The following is a 19,156-nucleotide window of genomic DNA, read 5'->3' on the forward strand; positions in this document are numbered from 1 at the left end:
CCCCGTCGCCCGATATCGGAGGTCCATGCCCGTGTCCGACGCCCCGACGACGGCGCAGTCGCAGACGGTCACGCTGCCCACTGGCGTCGACGCCATCCTGACGTGGGCCGGGGTCACGCACCGCGGCCGCAAGCGCGACATCAACCAGGACGCCCTGCTCACGGCGTTCCCGCTGTTCGTCGTCGCCGACGGCATGGGCGGCCACATCGGGGGCGAGATCGCCAGCGCGAGCACGGTCGACCGCCTCCAGCGCATGGTGGGCAAGGGCCCGGTCTCGCCCGAGCGCATCGAGAAGGCGCTGATCAAGGCCGTCCGCGACATCGGCGACCACCCCGAGACGACCGACGAGGGCACCGGCACGACCGTGACGGGCGTGTACCTCGACATCACCGACGACCAGGCGACCTGGGTCGCGCTGAACATCGGCGACTCCCGCGTCTACCTGCTGCGCGACGACGCGCTCGCGCAGGTCACGACCGACCACTCGCTCGTCCAGGAGCTCGTCGCGGCGGGGCGCCTCAGCCCCGAGGAGGCCGAGAACCACCCGTACGGCAACGTGATCACGCGCGCGGTGGGGCCGAGCGAGGGCGCCGTGCCCGACTACGTGCGCCTCGACGTGCGCGACGGGGACCGGTTCGTCATCTGCTCGGACGGGCTCACCAAGGAGCTCACGGACTACGGCATCCTCCACTTCCTGCGTCTGCACCCAGAGCCCGAGGCGGCGGTCGACGCCATGCTCGAAGCCGCGCTGGAGAACGGGGGGCGCGACAACATCACGATCGTGGTGCTGAACGTCACGGTGCCGGGCCAGGTGCGCCCCGACGACGCCGACACGCGGGAGCTGCCCGAGGCCGACCCGCACGACACGTTCGACCCGCCGGCGGAGCCCGCCGACGACTCGTCCACAGGCGACGACGCGCGCGAGTAATCCGCCGGGGCCGTCCGCGCCGCCGCGCCGCGCTCGCGGAGCCGCTGGACTGGGCGCATGCCCGCAGCGCACGACGAGCCCATCACCCTGCCGACCCCGGAACCCCCGCCCCGCCGCGGGCCCTTTCCGATCGTCGCCTCGGTCGTCCCCGTCGTCGCGTCGGTCGCGATCTGGGCCGTCACCGGCTCCCTGCTCGCGCTCTGCTTCGCCGCGCTCGGACCGCTGATGGCCGTGGCCTCGCTGATCGACGGTGCCCGCAGCGGGCGGCGCCGGCGCCGCGAAGCGCGAGCCGAGCGCGAGGCGGCGCTGCGCCGGGCGCGCGAGCAGGTCGCGCGGCGGCACGCCGCAGAGCGGGCGACGCGATGGCGCGAGCGGCCCGACGTGGCGGCGCTGATCAAGGACCCGCGGCGGCAGTGGCGCAGCGGCGCGGACGAGCTGGTGGTCGGCCGCGGCCGTGTGCCGAGCATCGTGCGGGTGGCCGTGGGGGACGACGACGCCGAGGGGAGGGAGCTGCGGCGGCGCGCGGCCCAGCTCGCCGACGCGCCCGTGACGGTGCCGCTGCGCGCGGGCGTCGCCGTGCAGGGCGATCCCGTCGCAGCGCGGGCGATCGCCCGTGGCCTGGTGCTGCAGCTGTGCCTCGCGCATCCGGCGGGCGACGCGGCGCTCGTGGCCGTGCCGCCTGGGGAGTCCGGGTGGGCGGAGCGGCTGCCGCACTGGCGCCCGGGCGCCCGAGACGGCCTGCGCGTCTCCCTCGCGGACGCCGCGGCGCCCGCGCCGCCGTCCGACGTGGTGATCGCGGTGGTGGCGCCTGAGGGCGAGGTCCCTCCGGAGTGCGGGGCGCTGCTCGAGGCCGGGCCCGTGCCGCAGGCACGGCTCACGTGGGCGGGGGAGACCGCCTCGGTCGCCGCGGAGGCGGTCTCGCTCGCCCAGGCGGAGGCGATCGCGGCGCAGCTCGCGGCGCGACGGCCCGCGGCCGAGTCGTCGTCGGCGGGCCGCGCCGGGACGGTCGGCCTCGGAGAGCTCCTGGAGCGCGCACCTGAGCGCTCGGGCGCGCTCGGCGCGGTGATCGGCGTCGAGGGCGCCACCCCCGCGCAGGTCGACCTCGTGGCCGACGGGCCTCACGCCGTGGTGGTGGGGATGACGGGCAGCGGCAAGAGCGAGCTGCTGGTGACCTGGGTGGCGTCGCTCGCCGCCGTCCTGCCTCCCGAGCGCGTGCAGTTCCTGCTGGCGGACTTCAAGGGCGGCACCGCGTTCGCACCGCTCTCAGCGCTGCCGCACGTGACCGGGGTCATCACCGACCTCGATGCCGGGGGTGCGCGCCGCGCGGTCGAGAGCCTCCGCGCCGAGCTGCGCGCCCGCGAGGCGGTGCTCGCGCAGGCGGGGGCGCGGGACGTGTCGGACCCGCGTGTCGACCTGCCGCGGCTCGTGATCGTGGTGGACGAGTTCGCCGCGATGCTGCAGGAGCATCCGGATCTCCACGCGGTCTTCACCGACGTGGCGGCCCGCGGGCGGGCGCTCGGCCTGCATCTCGTGCTGGGCACCCAGCGGGCAGGGGGCGTGCTGCGCGACGCGCTCGTGGCCAACAGCCCGCTGCGGATCGGCCTGCGGGTCGCGGAGCCGGCCGAGAGCCGCGCTCTGCTCGGGACCGACGAAGCGGCGGCGCTCCCGGGCGGCGCGGAGGGGCGCGGGCTCGCGTGGATCCGCCGCGCGGGCGACTCCGGCGCCCGGCTGACGCGGATCGCGCTGACCTCGCCGGACGACGTCGCGACCGCCGCGGCCCGGTTCGCGGATCGGCCGCGCCGCCCCGGGCCCTGGCTGCCGCCGCTGCCGACCCGCCTCTCCCGCGCGGACGCGGTGGCGCTCGTGGGGGAGCCGCCGCCCGAGGCGATCCTGCTCGGCGTCGCCGACGAGCCCGCGCGACAGCGGCGATCCGCCGTCCTCCTGCGGCCGGGCTCGGACCGCGGCCTGGTCGTGGTCGGCGCGGGCGGGTCCGGGCGCTCGGCGGTCGCCGGGCTGGTGGCGGGCGCGCGGCCCGACGCCCTGATCGTGCCGCGCGACGCCGAGGCCGCGTGGGATGCGCTGGAGCGCGCAGAGCGCATCCGGCCCGCGCTGCTCGTGATCGACGACGTCGACGCCCTGCTCACCCGGTTCCCGCCCGAGTACGCACAGGCCACCGCCGACCGGCTCGAGGGGATCGTGCGGGACGCGGGGGACAGCGGCACGACGGTCCTGCTCACGGCCGCGCGGCTCTCGGGGCCCGTGCAGCGCTTCGCCGACCTCCTTCCGCGCCGTGCGCTGCTCGCGCTGCCGGGGCGGGCCGAGCACGCCGCCGCCGGCGGCGCAGCCGACACGTTCGATCCGCGCCGACCGCCCGGGCGCGCCGTGCTGGACGGGCTCGAGGTGCAGTTCGCGCTCGGCGAGTCGCTGCCCGCGCCGGCCGTGCAGGAGCCGCCCCGCTGGGTGCCCGACGCGCCGGTCGCCGGCATGGTGCTGCGTGCCGCGCGTCGCCGCGGCGAGCAGCTCGCGGCGGCGTGGCCGGCCGGCGTCCGGGTGCTGCCCGTCGACGACCTCCCGCCGGGTGCGCGGCTCGCGGACCTGCATCGCCCGGGGGAGCGGCTGGTGCTCGCCGGAGACGGCGACACCTGGCAGCGCCAGTGGTCCCTCCTGCAGGACGTGCGCGGCGGCGCGCCGTTCGCGGTCGGCGCCGACTGCGCGCCCGAGCTCCGCACGCTTCTGGGCGAGCGCGAGCTCCCGCCCTACGCCCGCACGCGCGCATCCCGTGCCTGGCTCGTGCGCGACGGCCGCCCGCCCGAGCGGATCATCCTGCCCTGACCGACGTCCAGGGACCCGAGCTCAGACGGTGGCGCGGATGCGGCCGACCTCGCGGCCGCCGCCCTCGACGCGGTACATCGGGTGGGCCGCGGCGTCGACGACGTCGCCCGAGGTCACCGCGCCCGCCTTCGCGAGCAGGCTGAGCGCGACCAGCGAGGCGGCGCGCAGCGATCCGTCGAGCATCTTCAGCGCGACCGTGGTGCCGTCGGGGGCGACCATGACCTGCACGCCCTCGGCGCCGAGCTTTGAGAAGACGCCGAACCGCTCGATCGCGAAGGTGTCGGAGCGCCCGGGCCCGTCGATCGCCCACGGGTTCTCGCGCACGGTGCGCACCAGCGCTCCGGCCACGCGGTGCAGCGCGAACGGCGACCGCTCGGAGGAGGTGCCGATGCGGTGGATGCCGCGCGCGAGGGCGGTCAGCGGCAGCGCGTGGACGGGGGCGCCGCACCCGTCGATCACGGTGGCGGGGATCTTCTCGCCCGTCAGCCGCTCGACCACCTCGCGGATGTGCAGCTGCAGCGGGTGCACCGGGTCGAGGTAGCCGTTCACGTCCCATCCGGTCGCGACGCACGCTGCGAGCATCGCGGCGTGCTTGCCGGAGCAGTTGTGCCGCACGCGGGCCTTGTCGGCGTGATCGCGGACCATGGCGTCGCGCGTGGCGACGTCCGAGGGCCAGCTCGCCGGGCACGCCAGGTGGTCCTCCGTGAGGCCCGACGCCGCGAGCATCTCGCGCACCACCGCGACGTGGCGGTCGGTGCCCGCGTGGCTCGCGGTCGAGAGGGCCATCCGCTCGCCCGCGAGCTCGGCGCCCGCCGTGAGGCACGCCACGGCCTGCAGCGGCTTGAGCGAGGACCGGGGCAGGATCAGCGCATCCGGGTTCCCCAGGCTCGCGACGATCTCACCGCTCGGCGCGAGCACGATCGCCGAGCCCGCATGCCGGGACTCCACGAATCCATTGCGCTCCACGACCGCGAGCTCGACGGAATCCTGCACGCTGAAAGTCTCGGACATCTACTTAGAATCTCACGCCCGTCGATCGGCTCGGGCACCGCAAGCGGTGCCACTCGCCGCTCGACCACTGTCGCTGACGCTCCAGTGAGGCGTGAGGGCGCGCTTCGCGCGCGGGCCGCATCCGCGGCATGCTCGCTTCGCTCGCACGACGGTGGGGCGCCGTGCTCCGGTACGCGGCGGGGGTCAGCCGACCGTGACCGTGGCCTCGTGGCGGACCGGGAAGTTGACCGAGCGCGCGATGAAGCACCAGCCGTGAGCGGTCTCGTGCGCCGCCTCCGCCGCCTCGATCATGGAGGCGTCGGCGACCGTCACGCGCGGGCGCAGCACGACCTCCGCGAACTGGCCGCCGCTGGCGCCGTCCTCGACCATGAGCCCGGTCGCCTCGTCGACGTACGAGGTGACGACCACCCCGGCGACCACGCACGCGTGCAGGTAGGACAGGAGGTGGCACTCCGACAGGGCCGCGATCAGCATGTCCTCGGGGTTCCACCGCTCCGGATCGCCGCGGAACGGCTTGTCCGAGGAGGCGAGGAGCGCGGGCTTGCCGTCGACCTCGATCGTCACGTCGCGCGAGTACTCGCGGTACCCGGAGGTCCCCGAACCGAGGTTGCCGGTCCAGGTGGCGGTGAGCGCGTAGCGGTGTTCGCGATGCATGCCGCCAGTCTCGCACCGCGACGGGAACTACCGTCGTTCGTGCGGGAGCGCGCGCTTGATCTTCTCGATCGGCGTCTGCGCGGGCGACTCGTTGTACGCGTCCGCGAGCTCCTGGCCCGACAGGGCGTGGATGGCCGCCATGATCTCGTCCGTCGCCGTGCGGCGCGCGCGGCCCGAGGTCGCGGGCCCGTGGTGGGAGAGGTCGAGCGGCTCGCCGAAGCGGATCGTGACGCGCTCGCGCATCGACGGGAACTTCGAGCCGACCGGCATGACCTTGTCGGTCCCGATCAGGCCCACCGGCACGACCGGCGCGCCGGTCTGCAGGGCGAGGAACGCGACGCCCGTACGGCCCTTGTAGAGCCGGCCGTCCAGCGAGCGCGTCCCCTCGGGGTACAGCGCGACCGCGGCCCCCGTCTCGAGGATCTGCCGCTGCTGCTCGAGCGCGTCGAGAGCCGCCTGCCCCGCGCCGCGGCGCACGGGGATGGCGCCGACCGCGGTGAACAGCACCTTCGAGAGCCAGCCCTTGAAGCCGGTGCCCTCGAAGTAGCTCGACTTCGCCAGGAAGTGCACGGGCCGCGGCGCCGCGGCGACGGGGATGGCGATCGAGTCGATGAACGAGAGATGGTTGCTGGCGAAGATCACGGCGCCTTCGCGCGGGATGTTCGAGCGTCCCTCGACGTGCGGGCGGTAGAGGGCGCGCGCCAGGGGAGCGAGCGCCATGCGGCCGAACGTGTAGAACCAGCTGGGCTGGTGCGGGGCCTCGGTCTCGTCGGTTTCGGGTGCCGGCGACTCCTGAGAGGTCATCCGAAGAGCGTAACGCGGGATCCATGCCCGCCGCGGAATGATCCCCGGGCAGCTCTCGCACGATCTGCTCAGGCGGTTCGTAACCGGAATGGGACAAGATGGGATGAATCCCCAACGAACGAGGTATCTCCGTGCGTCTTCGCTCCACCGCCCTCCTGTCCACCCTCGCGGTCACCGCGATCGCGCTCGCCGGCTGCTCCGGCGAGCCGGCCCCCGAGTCCTCGCCGAGCGCCTCCGCCGCCGGCGACCTGTGCGGCGCCGCGGTCGGATCGGGAGCCGCGTCGGAGGCCGTGACGGTCGAGGGCGAGCCCGGCGAGGCGTCGACCGCGACGTTCGAGAAGCCGCTCGAGATCACCGAGCTGCAGAGCACGGTCGTGGCCGAGGGCGAGGGCGAGCCCATCGAGGCCGGCCAGCTCATCGAATACGCGATGTCGGCGTACGACGCCACGACAGGCGAGGAGCTCGGCGTGATCGGCTACGAGGAGGGCCAGCTGCTGCCGCAGCAGATCACGCCCGAGAGCGTGTTCGCCCAGATCCTCGGTTGCGCCACGGTCGGCACGCGCGTCGTGAGCACCTTCCCGGCGTCGCAGGGGCAGGACGGCAGCGAGGTCCCCGGCCAGGTCTACGTGTTCGACCTCACGGGCGTCACGCCGTCGGCCGCGTGGGGCGACCCGCAGGAGCCCGTCGGGGGCGAGCCCACGGTCGAGCTCGCCGACGACGGCGAGCCCACCATCACGCTCCCCGACGCGGAGGCGCCCAGCGAGACCCAGGTCAGCGAGCTCAAGGTCGGCGACGGCGACACGGTCGAGTCGGGCGATCAGGTGCTCGTCCAGTACACGGGCGTGAAGTGGTCCGACGGCAGCGTGTTCGACTCGAGCTGGGTGAACGGCGCCCCGACGGCGTTCGTCACGAACCAGGTCGTGCCGGGCTTCACCAAGGCGCTCGAGGGCCAGACGGTCGGCTCGCAGGTGCTCGTCACGATGCCGCCGGCCGACGGCTACGGGTCGTCCGAGGGCCACGAGCTGCAGGACGAGACGCTGACGTTCGTGGTCGACATCCTCGCGACCCAGCACCCCGCCCCGGCGCAGTGAGGCGCGCGCAGGCATGACCGCGTCCCCGGCCGCAGCGCGCCGCGTCGTCATCCTCGGATCCACGGGGTCCATCGGCACGCAGGCCCTCGACGTGATCCGCGCCAACCCGGAGCGGTTCGTCGTCGTGGGCCTGTCGGCCGGCTCGAACGCCGAGGCCATGGCCGCCCAGGCGCGCGAGTTCGGCGTCGAGCACACGGCGCTGGGCGCCGCCGAGGCCGAGCAGCTCGTGCGCTCGGTCGACGCGGACGTGGTCGTCAACGGGATCACCGGCTCGGTCGGCCTCGGCCCGACGCTCGCGGCGCTCGAGACCGGGCGCACGCTCGCGCTGGCGAACAAGGAGTCGCTCATCGTGGGCGGCGACCTGGTCAAGCGCGTCGCTCGGCCGGGGCAGATCGTGCCCGTCGACTCCGAGCACTCGGCGCTGGCGCAGGCGCTGCGCTCGGGCACGGCGGACGAGGTGCGCCGGCTGGTGCTCACGGCGTCGGGCGGCCCCTTCCGAGGCCGCGATCGGGCGTCGCTCGCGGGTGTGACGCCCGCGGAGGCGCTCGCGCACCCGACGTGGGACATGGGCCGCATGGTCACCACGAACTCGGCCACGCTCGTCAACAAGGGCCTCGAGGTGATCGAGGCGCACCTGCTGTTCGACGTGCCCTTCGACCGGATCGACGTGGTCGTGCACCCGCAGTCGATCGTCCACTCGATGGTCGAGTTCGTCGACGGCTCGACCATCGCGCAGGCGTCGCCGCCCGACATGCGGCTGCCGATCTCGCTCGGGCTGGACTGGCCGCACCGCGTGCCCGGCGTCGGTGCGCCGCTCGACTGGACCGCCGCCTCGGCGTGGACGTTCGAGCCGCTCGACGACGAGGCCTTCCCCGCCGTCGCCCTCGCCAAGCAGGTCGGCGAGGCGGGCCGCACGTATCCCGGCGTCTACAACGCGGCGAACGAGCAGGCCGTCGACGCCTTCCACGAGGGGCGCCTGCCGTTCCTCGGCATCGTCGACACCGTGCGCCGCGTGGTCGACGCGCACGACGCCCCCGCCGAGCTCACGCGCGAGTCGCTCGCGGAGGCCGAGGCCTGGGCCCGCGCCGAGGCCGACCGGATGATCTCGGGCTAGAGTTCCGCGCAACCGGCCTGCGACGCGCGCCAGCGCGGAGCGTGCGGGCGCTCATGCGCCCGCCACTCACGCCATCGATGGAGCGCCAGCGACAGCGCTGCAGACGCGAGTGGCGCCCTGGAGGGGTGCACGAGCGGATGCGGGGGCGTGAGAGTCAAGAACTGTAGGGGACCGGCCAGGCGGGCTCCGGCACCGGCCAGCCCGCGTCGCGCAGGGCGCGGCGGGCGAGCTCGCGGGCCGAGTACGGAGTGCGGACGCCGCGGATGTCGCGGTAGTCCTGGTGGCCGGGGCCCGCCCACAGGATGGCGTCGCCGGGACCGACGAGCGAGACGGCCTTCACGATCGCGGCCTCGGGCGGCGAGACCTCGTGGATCTCGTGATCCGGATCCGTCGCGCGGGCGCCCTCGAGCAGCATCGCCCGGATCGCGTCGGGGTCCTCGAACCGGGGGTGGTGGTCGGTGATGACCACGATGTCGCTGCCCTCGACCGCCGTGCGGCCCATGTCGAAGCGCTTGGTCTTGTCGCGGTCGCCGTCGGCGCCGAACAGCATCAGCACCTTGCCCCGCGTGACGCGGCGCACGGCCGCGAGCGTCTTCTCGAACGCGTCGGGAGTGTGGCCGAAGTCGACGTACACGGCGGGGCCCTCGTCGCCCGAGACGCGCTGCGTCCGGCCGGGGAGGTACGCCCGGATGCCGCCGTCCCGCTCGAGGGCCTCGGCGATGCGCTCCCACGCATAGCCGGCCTCGAGCAGCATCACGATCGCGAGGCCGCCGTTCGAGGCCATGTGCGGCCCGATCACGGGCACCGACGTCGTGAGGGAGCGGCCGTCGCCGTGCGACAGGGTGAAGCGGGTGCCGCTCTGCGTCTCCTCGTCGATCGTCACGATCCACTCGGCCCGGGCGGCCCGGTCGGGGTCCGCCGCGATCGACGGCGTGGCGATCGTCACGACCGGGATCTCCGCCTTCGCGGCGATGTCGAACCCGGGCGTGGAGTCCAGCGACACGACCCCGCGGCGGGCGCGATCCGGCCGGAAGAACTGCAGCTTGGCCTCGAAGTACTCGGCCATGTCGGCGTAGTCGTCGAGGTGGTCGTGCGTGAGGTTCGTGAAGGACGCGACGTCGAACACGAGGCCGTCCACGCGGTGGCGGGTCAGCGCCTGCGCGCTCACCTCGACCGCGACGGCCTCCACGCTGCGCTCCCGCATCAGGGCCAGCAGCGCGTGGAACTCGGACGCCTCGGGCGTGGTCAGGCGGGAGACGATGACCTCGCCCGCGATGTGTCGCTCGGCCGTCGAGGAGAGGCCGGAGACGACGCCCATCTGCTGCAGGATGCCGTCCAGGATGTGCGTCACGGAGGTCTTGCCGTTCGTGCCGGTCGTGCCGAGCAGCAGCGGGAGGTCCGCATCCGTCGCGTAGACCCACGACGACAGCGCGCCGAGCGCGCCGCGGGGGTCGTCCACCACGACGATCGGAAGGCCGGACGCGGCGGCCATGTCGGCGCCCTCGGCGTCGGTCACGATCGCCGCGGCGCCCTTCTCGGCGGCCACCGGGGCGAACTCGGCGCCGTGGCGGTTCACGCCGCGGATCGCCACGAACGCCTCGCCCTCCCGCAGATCCGCGGTCGCGAGCGTGATGCCGCGGATCTCGATCCCGTCGAGCGATCCGCGCGTCTCGCGTCCGAAGCGATCGGCCAGCTCGGCGAGCGACCGGCGGGGCGGGTTCTCGGGACGCAGGACCGGAGGCAGGTTCGCAGGAGGGTTCGTCATGGCGTCTCCCAGTCTCGCACGCGCGCGCCGTCCACCCCGCTGTGACGCGGGCCGCGCGGCCCCGCGCCCGGCCGCCGCGCGGGGCCGGCCGGGCGCGGGGGAACGGGTCAGCCGCGGGCCGACCGGCGCCAGGCGAGGACCGACACGACCAGCGCCGCGATGCCCGCGGCCAGCCCGCCGGCTCCCAGCGCGACCGGGAGGGGATCCGATGCCGGTGCGGCGACAGGCGCCTCCGCCCCGGCGGCGTGCGCGTGGTCGCCGCCCGCCGCCGCCGCGTCCAGCGTGACCGTCGGCGCGGGGCTGTCGAGCTCGTGCGGATCCTGGCCGTCCTCCGGGATCTCGGACCAGGACACGGCTCCCTCGCTGCACACCTGCTCGACCGGGAACGCGAGCGTGACAGGGGCGTCGTCGGCGTACTTCACGCCGAGCTCGACCGTGGCCCGCAGGTCGCTCGGGACGGGCTCGTTCGCCGTGTAGACCACGCGCGAGACGAGGCCGTCGGCCGCGTCGCGCTCGACGTCGATCGTCCAGCCGGGCTGCAGGGTCGGCGACACGGAGTCGAGCCCGTCGGGCACGTCGATCCGCAGGGCGGTGGTGGGGGATCCGTCGTAGCCGTGGCTGAACGCGAACGTCAGCACGTCGTAGCCGCCGGCGACCGGGGCGTCCGGCGTCACGGTGACGTGCGCGCTCGCGGCCAGCGGCGCGGCGAGCACGAGACCGGCGGCAAGCGCGCCGCCGGACGCGGCGATCAGCGATCGACGGAGCGGACGGCGGGTGGGGATGGACAGGGACATGGGTTCTCCTCGGAGGTTCCGCGCCGTGCGGGCGCACGGGCGCGCGACCGCGTCGCGGATCGGCCGCGGCGGTCGGATGGGTCGGTGACGGCGTGCGCCTGGAGCCCGGGAGGGCTCAGGCGCGCAGCGCCGCCGGGGGCCCGCGCCGGGAGACCGAGGAGAGGAGAGCGGGGAGGACGGCCGCGACGGCGGGCGCGGGCAGCGCACGCGGCAGCCGGGGCGCGGCGGGCGGCAGCGGGGCGGCGGCGCGCCGCAGCAGGGCCACGGCGCCGCGCGCGATCGCGCGCACCAGCCGCTCCCCGCGCCACAGCAGCGCCACGGTCACGAGCGCCGCGACCGCGTGCGCGACGTACATACCCGCCCCCTCCGGCGCGGGGGCGGACGCCGCGATCAGCGTGATGTGGTGCCCGTGTCGTTCGATGTTCGCGGACGCGCCCGCGCCCGAGGGTGAGCCGAGCAGCTGGAACACGCCGTGGAACGCGGCCTGGCTCACCAGCGCCGCGGCCGCGAGCCGCGACAGGCTCATGCGCGGGCCGGCCAGCGCGCCGGCCACCGGCGTGAGCAGCGCGATCATGGCCGCGACCAGCAGGAACGCGGGAGCCGGCCCGCCCGCGACCGTGTGCGACGCGGCGGCCAGCAGGGTGGCGACCGACGACGCGGCGACGCCGCGGAGCGCGCGCTGCTGCCGGGCCGTCATGCCCTCGAACCTACCCGCGCACGGCATCCCCGCCCGCGGCCGTCGCGCCCCGGGGTTTCCGAGGATGCGGGGGCTAGCGTTGTGCGCGTGACTGTCGTGGCGTTCGTGATCGGCGTGCTCGTCGTCGTGGTGGGGCTGGCCGTGTCCATCGCGCTGCACGAGATCGGCCACCTCGTGCCGGCCAAGCGGTTCGGCGTGCGCGCCGGGCAGTACATGGTCGGCCTGGGCCCCGTGATCTGGTCGCGCCGCTTCGGCGAGACCGAGTACGGCGTCAAGCTCCTGCCGATCGGCGGCTACGTCTCGATGGCGGGGATGTACGCCCCGACGAGGCAGGGCGTGCGCGCCAGGGGGATGTTCGCGACGCTCGTGCAGGATGCGCGCGACGCCAACGCCGAGACGCTCCAGGGCGTCGACGACTCGCGCGCCTTCTACCGCCTGCCGGTGTGGAAGCGCATCGTCGTCATGCTGGGCGGGCCGGTCATGAACCTGATCCTCGCGGTCGTCCTGTTCTCGGTGCTCTACAGCGGCATCGGCCTGCAGCAGACCACGACCACGATCGACGCGGTGTCCGAGTGCGTGCAGCCCGCGGGCTCCGCGTCGGAGACGTGCGACGAGGACGATCCCGCCTCGCCCGCGCTCGCCGCGGGGCTGCGGCCCGGCGACCGGTTCGTGTCGCTGGACGGCACCGAGGTGTCGACGTTCGCGGAGGCGTCCGCGATCATCCAGGCCGCGCCCGATCGGCCCCTCCCCGTGGTCGTCGATCGCGCCGGCGAGCGCGTGGCGCTCACCCTGACCCCCGTGCTCGCGGAGCGTCAGATCGCGGGCGAGGACGGCGAGGTCACGACGCAGCGCGTCGGCTTCGCGGGGATCACCGCGGCCGTCGAGCGCGTGCGGCAGCCGATCTGGTCCGGGCCGCAGGCGACGTTCGAGACGGTCGGATCCGTGACCGGCATCATCCTGCAGCTGCCGCAGCGCCTGTGGGACACGGCCGTGGATCTGTTCACGGGCCAGGAGCGCGACCCGAACGGGCCGCTCAGCGTGGTCGGTGTCGGCCGCCTGGCCGGCGAGGTCGCCGCGACCGAGGCGCCCATCCTGGACCGCGTCTCGGCCATGGTGGGGCTGCTCGCCTCGGTCAACATCGCGCTGTTCGTGTTCAACCTGATCCCGCTGCTGCCGCTCGACGGCGGGCACGTCGCGATCGCGCTGTGGGACGGGCTCAAGCGCGCATGGGCGCGGCTGCGCGGCCGCCCCGAGCCGGCGCCGGTCGACGCGACGCGCCTCGTGCCCGTCACGCTGCTGGTGGTCGTGCTGATGGTCGGCATGGGCGCCCTGCTGTTCGCGGCCGACATCTTCAACCCCGTCCGCCTGATCGGCTGAGCGGGGCCGGGCCCGTCGCCCCGCGGGTAGCGTGGAGGGGATGTCCGCTCCCGCCGCCTCCGCACCCGTCGTGACGACGCGGGGGCGTGCGCTGGGATACCTGGCGCTGGTCGGCGCCACGCTCTCGTGGGCGGGCAACTACCTGCTGGGCGTGATCGCGGTCGCCGAGACCGACCCGGTCAGCCTCACGTGGCTGCGCTGGGTGCTCGCGGTCGTCCCGCTGTTCCTGATCGCGCAGCTCGTCGAGCGGCCCGACTGGCGCGCGCTGTTCCGCGCCTGGCCCCGGCTCGCGCTGCTCGGGGCGATCGGCGTCGCGGGCTACAACCTGCTGCTGTACGCCGCGCTCGGCACCGAGACGCCGTTCCAGCTCTCCCTGATCAACGCGTTCAATCCGGCTCTGATCGCGATCGCCGCCGTGGTCTTCCTCGGCGCGCGGCTGGGCTGGCGGGGGATCGGGGGCATCCTGCTCGCCTTCGCGGGCGTGCTCTGGATCATCTCGAGCGGGCGTCCGCTGTCGATCCTCGAGCACCCGCCGAAGGTCGGCAGCCTCATCATGGTCGGCGCGATCGTCGCGTGGACCGCGTACACGATCATCGGGCGCACGGGGCCGCGCCTCCCGCCCATCTCGGCCGTGGCGGTGCAGGGCCTGTGCGTCGCGATCGGCCTGACGCCGGTCGTCCTGATCCAGGGGCTCAGCCTGCCCGAGACCGCGGCGGGCGCGTGGTCGCTGGCGTACATCGCGGTGTTCCCGTCGATCGCGTCGTACGTGCTGTGGAACTACGCGCTGCAGCACGTGCCGCCCGCGCAGGCGGGCGTCTCGCTCAACTTGATCACGGTGTTCACCGCGATCGCGACGGTGCTGCTGGGCATGGCCGTGACCGCGCCGCAGATCGTCGGCGGCGTGCTCGTGCTGGCGGGCGTGGTGCTCGCGCAGGAGGCGCCGACACAACGCAGGACCTCCTGAGCGTCCCGGGCGTGTCGCGGACGGTCGACCGCGGAACTCCGCGGCCGACACGCCCGCCCGGCCTCCGAGGTCCTGCGTTGTGTCGGAGGAGCCGCGGCGTCAGCTGAGCGCGTGGGTCACCAGGCGCTCGAGCGTGCGCATGCCGTCGCGCGACAGGATCGACTCCAGGTGGCCCTGCACCGACGCGAAGCCGCGGCCGCGCAGCGCGTACACGTCGCCCGTCGCGGGCTCGGCCGCGACCTCCACGTCGCCGACCGCACCGCAGCGGGTCTCGCTCGGCGTGAGCCGCGTGACGCCCGGCAGCACGCGCGCCGTGTACGTGTTGTAGAAGCCGATCGAGGCGGGCTCGCCGAACACGTCGACGGTCTTCTGCAGACCCTGGTGCGGGCTCGCGAGCGGTGCCAGCGGGATCCCGATCCGGTCGCTCAGGATCTGGTGGCTCAGGCACACCGCCAGCAGCGGCGTGCCGGCGTCCAGGCGGCGCGTCACGAGCTCCCGCATGCGGGTGATGCGCGGGTTCCCGGCGTCGCGGGGGTCGCCGGGGCCGGGGCCAGACACGACCAGCTCGGCGGCGTCCACGTCGGCGTCGGTGGCCTCGGACCAGTGCGCGATCCGCACGTCGAGGCCGAGGTGGCGCAGCTGGTGCGCGAGCATCGTGGTGAAGCGGTCCTCGGCGTCGATCACGAGCGCCGAGCGGCCCGCGAACGGACCGGGCGCCGAGCCCTGCGGCTCGAGCCAGAACGGCGCCAGGCGCGCGTTGCGCGACGCGAGCAGCTCGGCGATCCGCGGGTCCTCGGCCAGCGGACGGCGCGGCGCCGGCTCATCCGGGTCGTCGGCGTGCGCACGCGGCACGGCGCCGATCGCGCCGAGCACCCCGGCGGCCTTGCCGTGGGTCTCGTTGACCTCGCCGTACGGGTCGGAGTGGCGCACGAGCGTCGCGCCCGCGGGCACGCGCAGGCGCCCGTCGACCAGGTAGGCCGTGCGGATCAGGATGGGCGCGTCCAGGTCGTGCCCGCCGTCCGCGCGCGGCGTGAACAGCGCCGCGACGCCCGAGTAGTACCCGCGCGGCGTGCGCTCGTGCCGGCGGATGACCGCGCACGCGTTCTGCATGGGAGAGCCCGTGACCGTCGGGGCGAACATGGTCTCGCGCAGGATGTCCCGCGGGTCGAGCCGGCTGAAGCCGCGCAGCATGTACTCGGTGTGCGTGAGCCGCGACATCTCCTTGAGGTGCGGTCCCGTGATCCGGCCCCCGTCGCTGCACACGGCGCTCATCATCTTGAGCTCCTCGTCGACCACCATGAAGAGCTCCTCGGTCTCCTTGGTGTCCGTGAGGAACGCCGCGAGGGTCTCGACGGTCGCGCCGCCCGCCGGGTGCCGGAACGTCCCGGAGATCGGGTTCATCGTGACCGTGCTCGGCTCGCCCACGGCTCCCGCCACGGCCGTGATGTGCGCCTCGGGGCTCGCGCCGACCGCGACGTGGCCCGGCGTGATGATCGCGAACGTCCAGTACGCCCCGCGCTCGTGCTCGAGCAGCGCGCGGAACCAGGTCAGGGCGGCGACGCGCGGGTCGGCGTTCACGCCGGCCACGTAGTCGCGCCGGATGACGAAGTTGGCGCCCTCGCCGCGTCCGATCTCGTCGGAGATCACGCGACGCACGATGTCGGCGTACTCCTCGTCGGGGATGTCGAATCCGGCGTCCGTGAGCGGCACGGTCTCGGTCGGGAGCACGCCCATCGCGTCGGCGAGCGGGATCCGCTCGTGCGTCTCGATGAGCAGGCAGCGCAGGGGAGCGCCGTCGTCGTGCGCCTCGAAGCCGCGCTCGCGCACCTGGCGGTACGGCACCATCGCGAGGACCTCGCGCGGCGTGCCGTCGGCGGCGTTCAGCGGGATGTCGGCGAGCAGATCCACGTCGGCGACGGGGCCGGTGAGCACCTCGACGGCGTCGACCGCGCCGGTGTCGCCCGCGCGCGCGATGAGCGCGAAGGACGCGTCGGGATCGTCGGCGAGGCGACGGATCAGGTCGGCGGTGGCGGGCCCGGTCATGCGGGTTCTCCTCAGCGGTACGGCGGCCTGACATGCAGAAAGACCGCCTGGAGCGGCGGTCTGTTCTCGTGGTTCGCGAAAGCACCGCCTAGGAGGCGGGCCACCAGGTGGTGAGGTTCGCGGACATGCCGGAAACGTACCACAGCCCGCGCGGGGCGGTGCGCCGTCAGCGGTCCCGGGCGGGCGGGCGCTGCCGGATCCGGACCGCCGCCGCGGCGCACAGGATCACCACGATGCCGCCGAGCACGGTGGGCCACGTGAGCGCCTCGCCGAGGATGAGGGCGGCCCACGCGAGAGTGAGGACCGGCTGGGCGAGCTGCAGCTGGCTGACGCGGGTCATGGGCCCGATCGCCAGCCCCCGGTACCACGCGAAGAACCCGAGGAACATGCTGACCACCGCCAGGTACCCGAACGACGCCCACTGCGCCGGGCCGGCGACGGGCGGTGCGGCCGCGGCCGAGACCAGCGTGAGCGCGAGCATCACCGGCGCGGCGACCACGAGGGCCCACGAGATCGTCTGCCACGAGCCGAGCTCCCGCGACAGCAGCCCGCCCTCGGCGTACCCGATCGCGCACAGCGCGACGGCCGCGATGAGCAGCAGGTCGGCCGCGTGGAGCCGGCCCAGGCCGCCGTTGCCGAGCATCGCGAACACGACCGCCGCGGCGGCTCCCGCGGCTGCCACCGCCCAGAACGCGGGGGTTGTGCGCTCGCGCGTGCGCAGCACGGCCGCGATCGCCGTCGCGGCGGGCAGCACCGCGATGACGGCCGCGCTGTGGCCCGCCGGGGCGGTGGTGAGTGCGAAGGACGTCAGCAGCGGGAAGCCCGCCACGACGCCGGCCGCCACGACCGCCAGGCGCAGCCACTGGCGCCCGCGCGGGCGGCGCTGTCGCGTCATGGTGAGCGCGATCGCCGCGAGCGCCGCCGCGACGACCGCCCGGCCGGCGCCGACGAACAGCGGCTCGAGGTCCTGCACCGCCACGCGGGTGAAGATCACCGTGAACGAGAACGCCACCACTCCGGCCAGCCCCCACGCCAGGCCCGCGCGCGGCGCGGACCGGACCGCCCGCGCGTCGGCGGCGGTGCGGGGAGGCGTCGCGGTCGTCATCCCGACAGCCTCACGCCACGGCGGCCTCCTCCGCGCGGTCCAATCACGTCCCGCTGGCACGGGCCTGGCATCGCCTGAGCAGTCGCCGAGCGGAAGCCGACATCCAGCCGGGGTTCACCCGCGCCGCGTACCCTGGTGGGGTGCCTGCCGTGAACCTCGGGATGCCCCGCGTCCCCGAAACCCTCGCCCCGCGCCGCAAGTCCCGCCAGATCCGGGTGGGCAAGGTGCTCGTGGGCGGCGACGCGCCCGTCAGCGTCCAGTCGATGACGACGACGCCCACCACCGACATCAATGCCACGCTCCAGCAGATCGCCGAGCTCACGGCGAGCGGCTGCGAGATCGTGCGCGTGGCGGTGCCCAGCCAGGACGACGCGGATGTGCTGCACATCATCGCGAAGAAGAGCCAGATCCCGGTCATCGCCGACATCCACTTCCAGCCGAAGTACGTGTTCCAGGCGATCGACGCCGGCTGCGCCGCGGTCCGCGTGAACCCCGGCAACATCCGCAAGTTCGACGACCAGGTCGGCGCCATCGCCAAGGCCGCACAGGCCGCCGGCGTCTCGCTCCGCATCGGCGTGAACGCCGGATCGCTCGACCGCCGCCTGCTCGAGAAGCACGGCAAGGCCACGGCCGAGGCGCTCGTCGAGTCGGCCGTGTGGGAGGCGAGCCTGTTCGAGGAGCACGACTTCCACGACTTCAAGATCTCGGTCAAGCACAACGACCCGATCGTGATGGTGAAGGCCTACCGGCAGCTCGCCGAGCGCGGCGACTGGCCGCTCCACCTCGGCGTGACCGAGGCGGGTCCGGCGTTCCAGGGCACGATCAAGAGCGCCACGGCGTTCGGCATCCTGCTGGGCGAGGGCATCGGCGACACGATCCGCGTCTCGCTCTCGGCCCCGCCGGCCGAGGAGGTCAAGGTCGGGCACCAGATCCTGCAGTCGCTCAACCTGCGAGAGCGCAAGCTCGAGATCGTGTCGTGCCCGTCGTGCGGGCGCGCCCAGGTCGACGTGTACTCGCTCGCCGAGAACGTGACCGAGGGCCTCAAGGACGTCACCGTGCCGCTGCGCGTGGCCGTCATGGGCTGCGTCGTGAACGGCCCGGGCGAGGCGCGCGAGGCCGACCTCGGCGTCGCGAGCGGCAACGGCAAGGGCCAGATCTTCGTCAAGGGCGAGGTCATCAAGACCGTGCCCGAGTCGGAGATCGTCGAGACCCTCATCCAGGAGGCCCGCCGCATCGCGGACGAGATGGGCCCCGACGCGCAGATCGGCACCGCGCAGGTCGTCACCGCCTGACCCGCGCTGCCGGCCCCGGGGGAGTAGCCTCCGGGCATGATCACCATCACGGTCGAGGGCGCCCACCGGGTCGCACGCGCCGCCGAGCGGGGCGCGCTCACGCTCGAGGCGGGAGCGCACGGCGATGACAGGGACGCGGTGGTCGCGCGCCACGCGCGGCTGCACGAGCGGCTCGCGGGCATCGCGCACGAGCGACGCGCCGCCGGAACCGCCGCGGTGATCGACGTCGGGAGCCCCTGGGCGTGGACGGACGCGCCCGCGCCCGTCGCCGGATCCGACCGGCCGGCGCCGGTCCACCACGTGACCTCCACGATCGCGATCACGTACGTCGACCTGGACGCGCTCGCCGCGGACGTCACGGCGTTCGCCGCCGACGCCGACGTCTCGGCGCACCCCGTGCGCTGGGAGCTGTCGGCCGAGAGCCGCGAGCACCTGCTCGACACCGCCCGCGGTCACGCGGTCCGCGACGCCGTGCGGCGCGCGCGGTCCTACGCGGCGGCCATCCGACCGGGCGAGGCGACCGAGCCGAAGCTCGTGTCGGTCGTCGAGCGCCAGGTGAACGGCGGCGGACCCGGGATGCCGATGTTCGCGCGCGCCGAGGCGGACGCCCTGTCGTTCACGACGCCCGAGATCGAGGTCGAGGCCGCGATCGTCGCGACGTTCGAGATCTGATCCGCCGCGCGCC

General features: G+C 74.6%; 16 protein-coding genes. 8 read left to right on the forward strand and 8 right to left on the reverse strand.

Translation table 11 applies throughout. The annotated features are described in order from the left end of the window. Positions 1 to 25: 25 nt before the first annotated feature. Both B5M43_RS04980 and B5M43_RS04985 read left to right on the forward strand, forming a co-directional pair. Entirely contained in the window at positions 26 to 928 is a 903-nt protein-coding gene (locus tag B5M43_RS04980) for a PP2C family serine/threonine-protein phosphatase (RefSeq protein ID WP_134745689.1), read from the forward strand. A gap of 57 nt (positions 929 to 985) precedes the next feature. After that, the gene (locus B5M43_RS04985; RefSeq protein ID WP_134745688.1) at positions 986 to 3,760 is read left to right on the forward strand and encodes an FtsK/SpoIIIE domain-containing protein; all 2,775 of its coding nucleotides are present in this window, start codon (positions 986 to 988) and stop codon (positions 3,758 to 3,760) included. A gap of 21 nt (positions 3,761 to 3,781) precedes the next feature. Here B5M43_RS04985 and B5M43_RS04990 read toward each other — a convergent pair whose 3' ends face one another. The 3 genes from B5M43_RS04990 to B5M43_RS05000 all read right to left on the reverse strand — a co-directional run bounded on the left by B5M43_RS04990 (position 3,782) and on the right by B5M43_RS05000 (position 6,229). Next, entirely contained in the window at positions 3,782 to 4,771 is a 990-nt protein-coding gene (locus B5M43_RS04990) for an asparaginase (RefSeq protein WP_055993143.1), read from the reverse strand. Between the two features lie 183 nt (positions 4,772 to 4,954). Continuing rightward, complete coding sequence (locus tag B5M43_RS04995) at positions 4,955 to 5,425, reverse strand: OsmC family protein (protein ID WP_055993144.1); 471 nt, start codon at positions 5,423 to 5,425, stop codon at positions 4,955 to 4,957. 27 nt (positions 5,426 to 5,452) lie between these two features. Then, the gene (locus tag B5M43_RS05000; RefSeq protein ID WP_055993146.1) at positions 5,453 to 6,229 is read right to left on the reverse strand and encodes a 1-acyl-sn-glycerol-3-phosphate acyltransferase; all 777 of its coding nucleotides are present in this window, start codon (positions 6,227 to 6,229) and stop codon (positions 5,453 to 5,455) included. 131 nt (positions 6,230 to 6,360) lie between these two features. Between B5M43_RS05000 and B5M43_RS05005 the strand changes: the two genes are divergently transcribed. Together B5M43_RS05005 and dxr are read left to right on the forward strand one after the other, a co-directional pair. Further along, the gene (locus B5M43_RS05005) at positions 6,361 to 7,320 is read left to right on the forward strand and encodes an FKBP-type peptidyl-prolyl cis-trans isomerase (protein WP_134745687.1); all 960 of its coding nucleotides are present in this window, start codon (positions 6,361 to 6,363) and stop codon (positions 7,318 to 7,320) included. Positions 7,321 to 7,333: 13 nt separating this feature from the next. Next, complete coding sequence (gene dxr, locus B5M43_RS05010) at positions 7,334 to 8,434, forward strand: 1-deoxy-D-xylulose-5-phosphate reductoisomerase (protein WP_134745686.1); 1,101 nt, start codon at positions 7,334 to 7,336, stop codon at positions 8,432 to 8,434. Positions 8,435 to 8,588: 154 nt separating this feature from the next. Here the strand turns inward: dxr and B5M43_RS05015 are convergent, their stop codons facing one another. The 3 genes from B5M43_RS05015 to B5M43_RS05025 form a co-directional block, all read right to left on the reverse strand. Beyond that, on the reverse strand, positions 8,589 to 10,199 hold the full coding sequence (locus tag B5M43_RS05015) for a Mur ligase family protein (protein ID WP_055993152.1): 1,611 nt from the start codon (positions 10,197 to 10,199) through the stop codon (positions 8,589 to 8,591). A 107-nt stretch (positions 10,200 to 10,306) separates the two neighbouring features. Continuing rightward, positions 10,307 to 10,993, reverse strand: a complete 687-nt coding sequence (locus B5M43_RS05020; protein WP_134745685.1) for a YcnI family protein — start codon at positions 10,991 to 10,993, stop codon at positions 10,307 to 10,309. Between the two features lie 115 nt (positions 10,994 to 11,108). Continuing rightward, positions 11,109 to 11,690, reverse strand: coding sequence for a hypothetical protein (locus B5M43_RS05025; protein ID WP_134745684.1), 582 nt, complete (start codon positions 11,688 to 11,690; stop codon positions 11,109 to 11,111). Between the two features lie 87 nt (positions 11,691 to 11,777). On the opposite strand from B5M43_RS05025, the gene B5M43_RS05030 reads away from it, so the two are divergent. Both B5M43_RS05030 and B5M43_RS05035 read left to right on the forward strand, forming a co-directional pair. Continuing rightward, positions 11,778 to 13,067 carry an RIP metalloprotease gene (locus B5M43_RS05030; protein ID WP_055993415.1) on the forward strand — a complete coding sequence of 430 codons (1,290 nt, stop codon included), beginning with the start codon at positions 11,778 to 11,780 and terminating at the stop codon, positions 13,065 to 13,067. 40 nt (positions 13,068 to 13,107) lie between these two features. Beyond that, entirely contained in the window at positions 13,108 to 14,031 is a 924-nt protein-coding gene (locus B5M43_RS05035; protein ID WP_134745683.1) for a DMT family transporter, read from the forward strand. A gap of 99 nt (positions 14,032 to 14,130) precedes the next feature. On the opposite strand, the gene B5M43_RS05040 is transcribed toward B5M43_RS05035, so the two are convergent. After that, positions 14,131 to 16,074, reverse strand: a complete 1,944-nt coding sequence (locus B5M43_RS05040; protein WP_134745682.1) for an anthranilate synthase family protein — start codon at positions 16,072 to 16,074, stop codon at positions 14,131 to 14,133. A 166-nt stretch (positions 16,075 to 16,240) separates the two neighbouring features. Beyond that, complete coding sequence (locus tag B5M43_RS05045) at positions 16,241 to 17,179, reverse strand: DMT family transporter (RefSeq protein ID WP_134745681.1); 939 nt, start codon at positions 17,177 to 17,179, stop codon at positions 16,241 to 16,243. Between the two features lie 161 nt (positions 17,180 to 17,340). Here B5M43_RS05045 and ispG point away from each other — a divergent pair, with 161 nt between their 5' ends. Both ispG and B5M43_RS05055 read left to right on the forward strand, forming a co-directional pair. Continuing rightward, positions 17,341 to 18,471 carry a flavodoxin-dependent (E)-4-hydroxy-3-methylbut-2-enyl-diphosphate synthase gene (ispG, locus tag B5M43_RS05050; protein ID WP_134745702.1) on the forward strand — a complete coding sequence of 377 codons (1,131 nt, stop codon included), beginning with the start codon at positions 17,341 to 17,343 and terminating at the stop codon, positions 18,469 to 18,471. Between the two features lie 36 nt (positions 18,472 to 18,507). Next, complete coding sequence (locus B5M43_RS05055; RefSeq protein WP_134745680.1) at positions 18,508 to 19,143, forward strand: SIMPL domain-containing protein; 636 nt, start codon at positions 18,508 to 18,510, stop codon at positions 19,141 to 19,143. Positions 19,144 to 19,156: the final 13 nt, after the last annotated feature.

The organism is Microbacterium sp. MEC084, assembly GCF_004514465.2.
Taxonomy (GTDB): domain Bacteria; phylum Actinomycetota; class Actinomycetes; order Actinomycetales; family Microbacteriaceae; genus Microbacterium.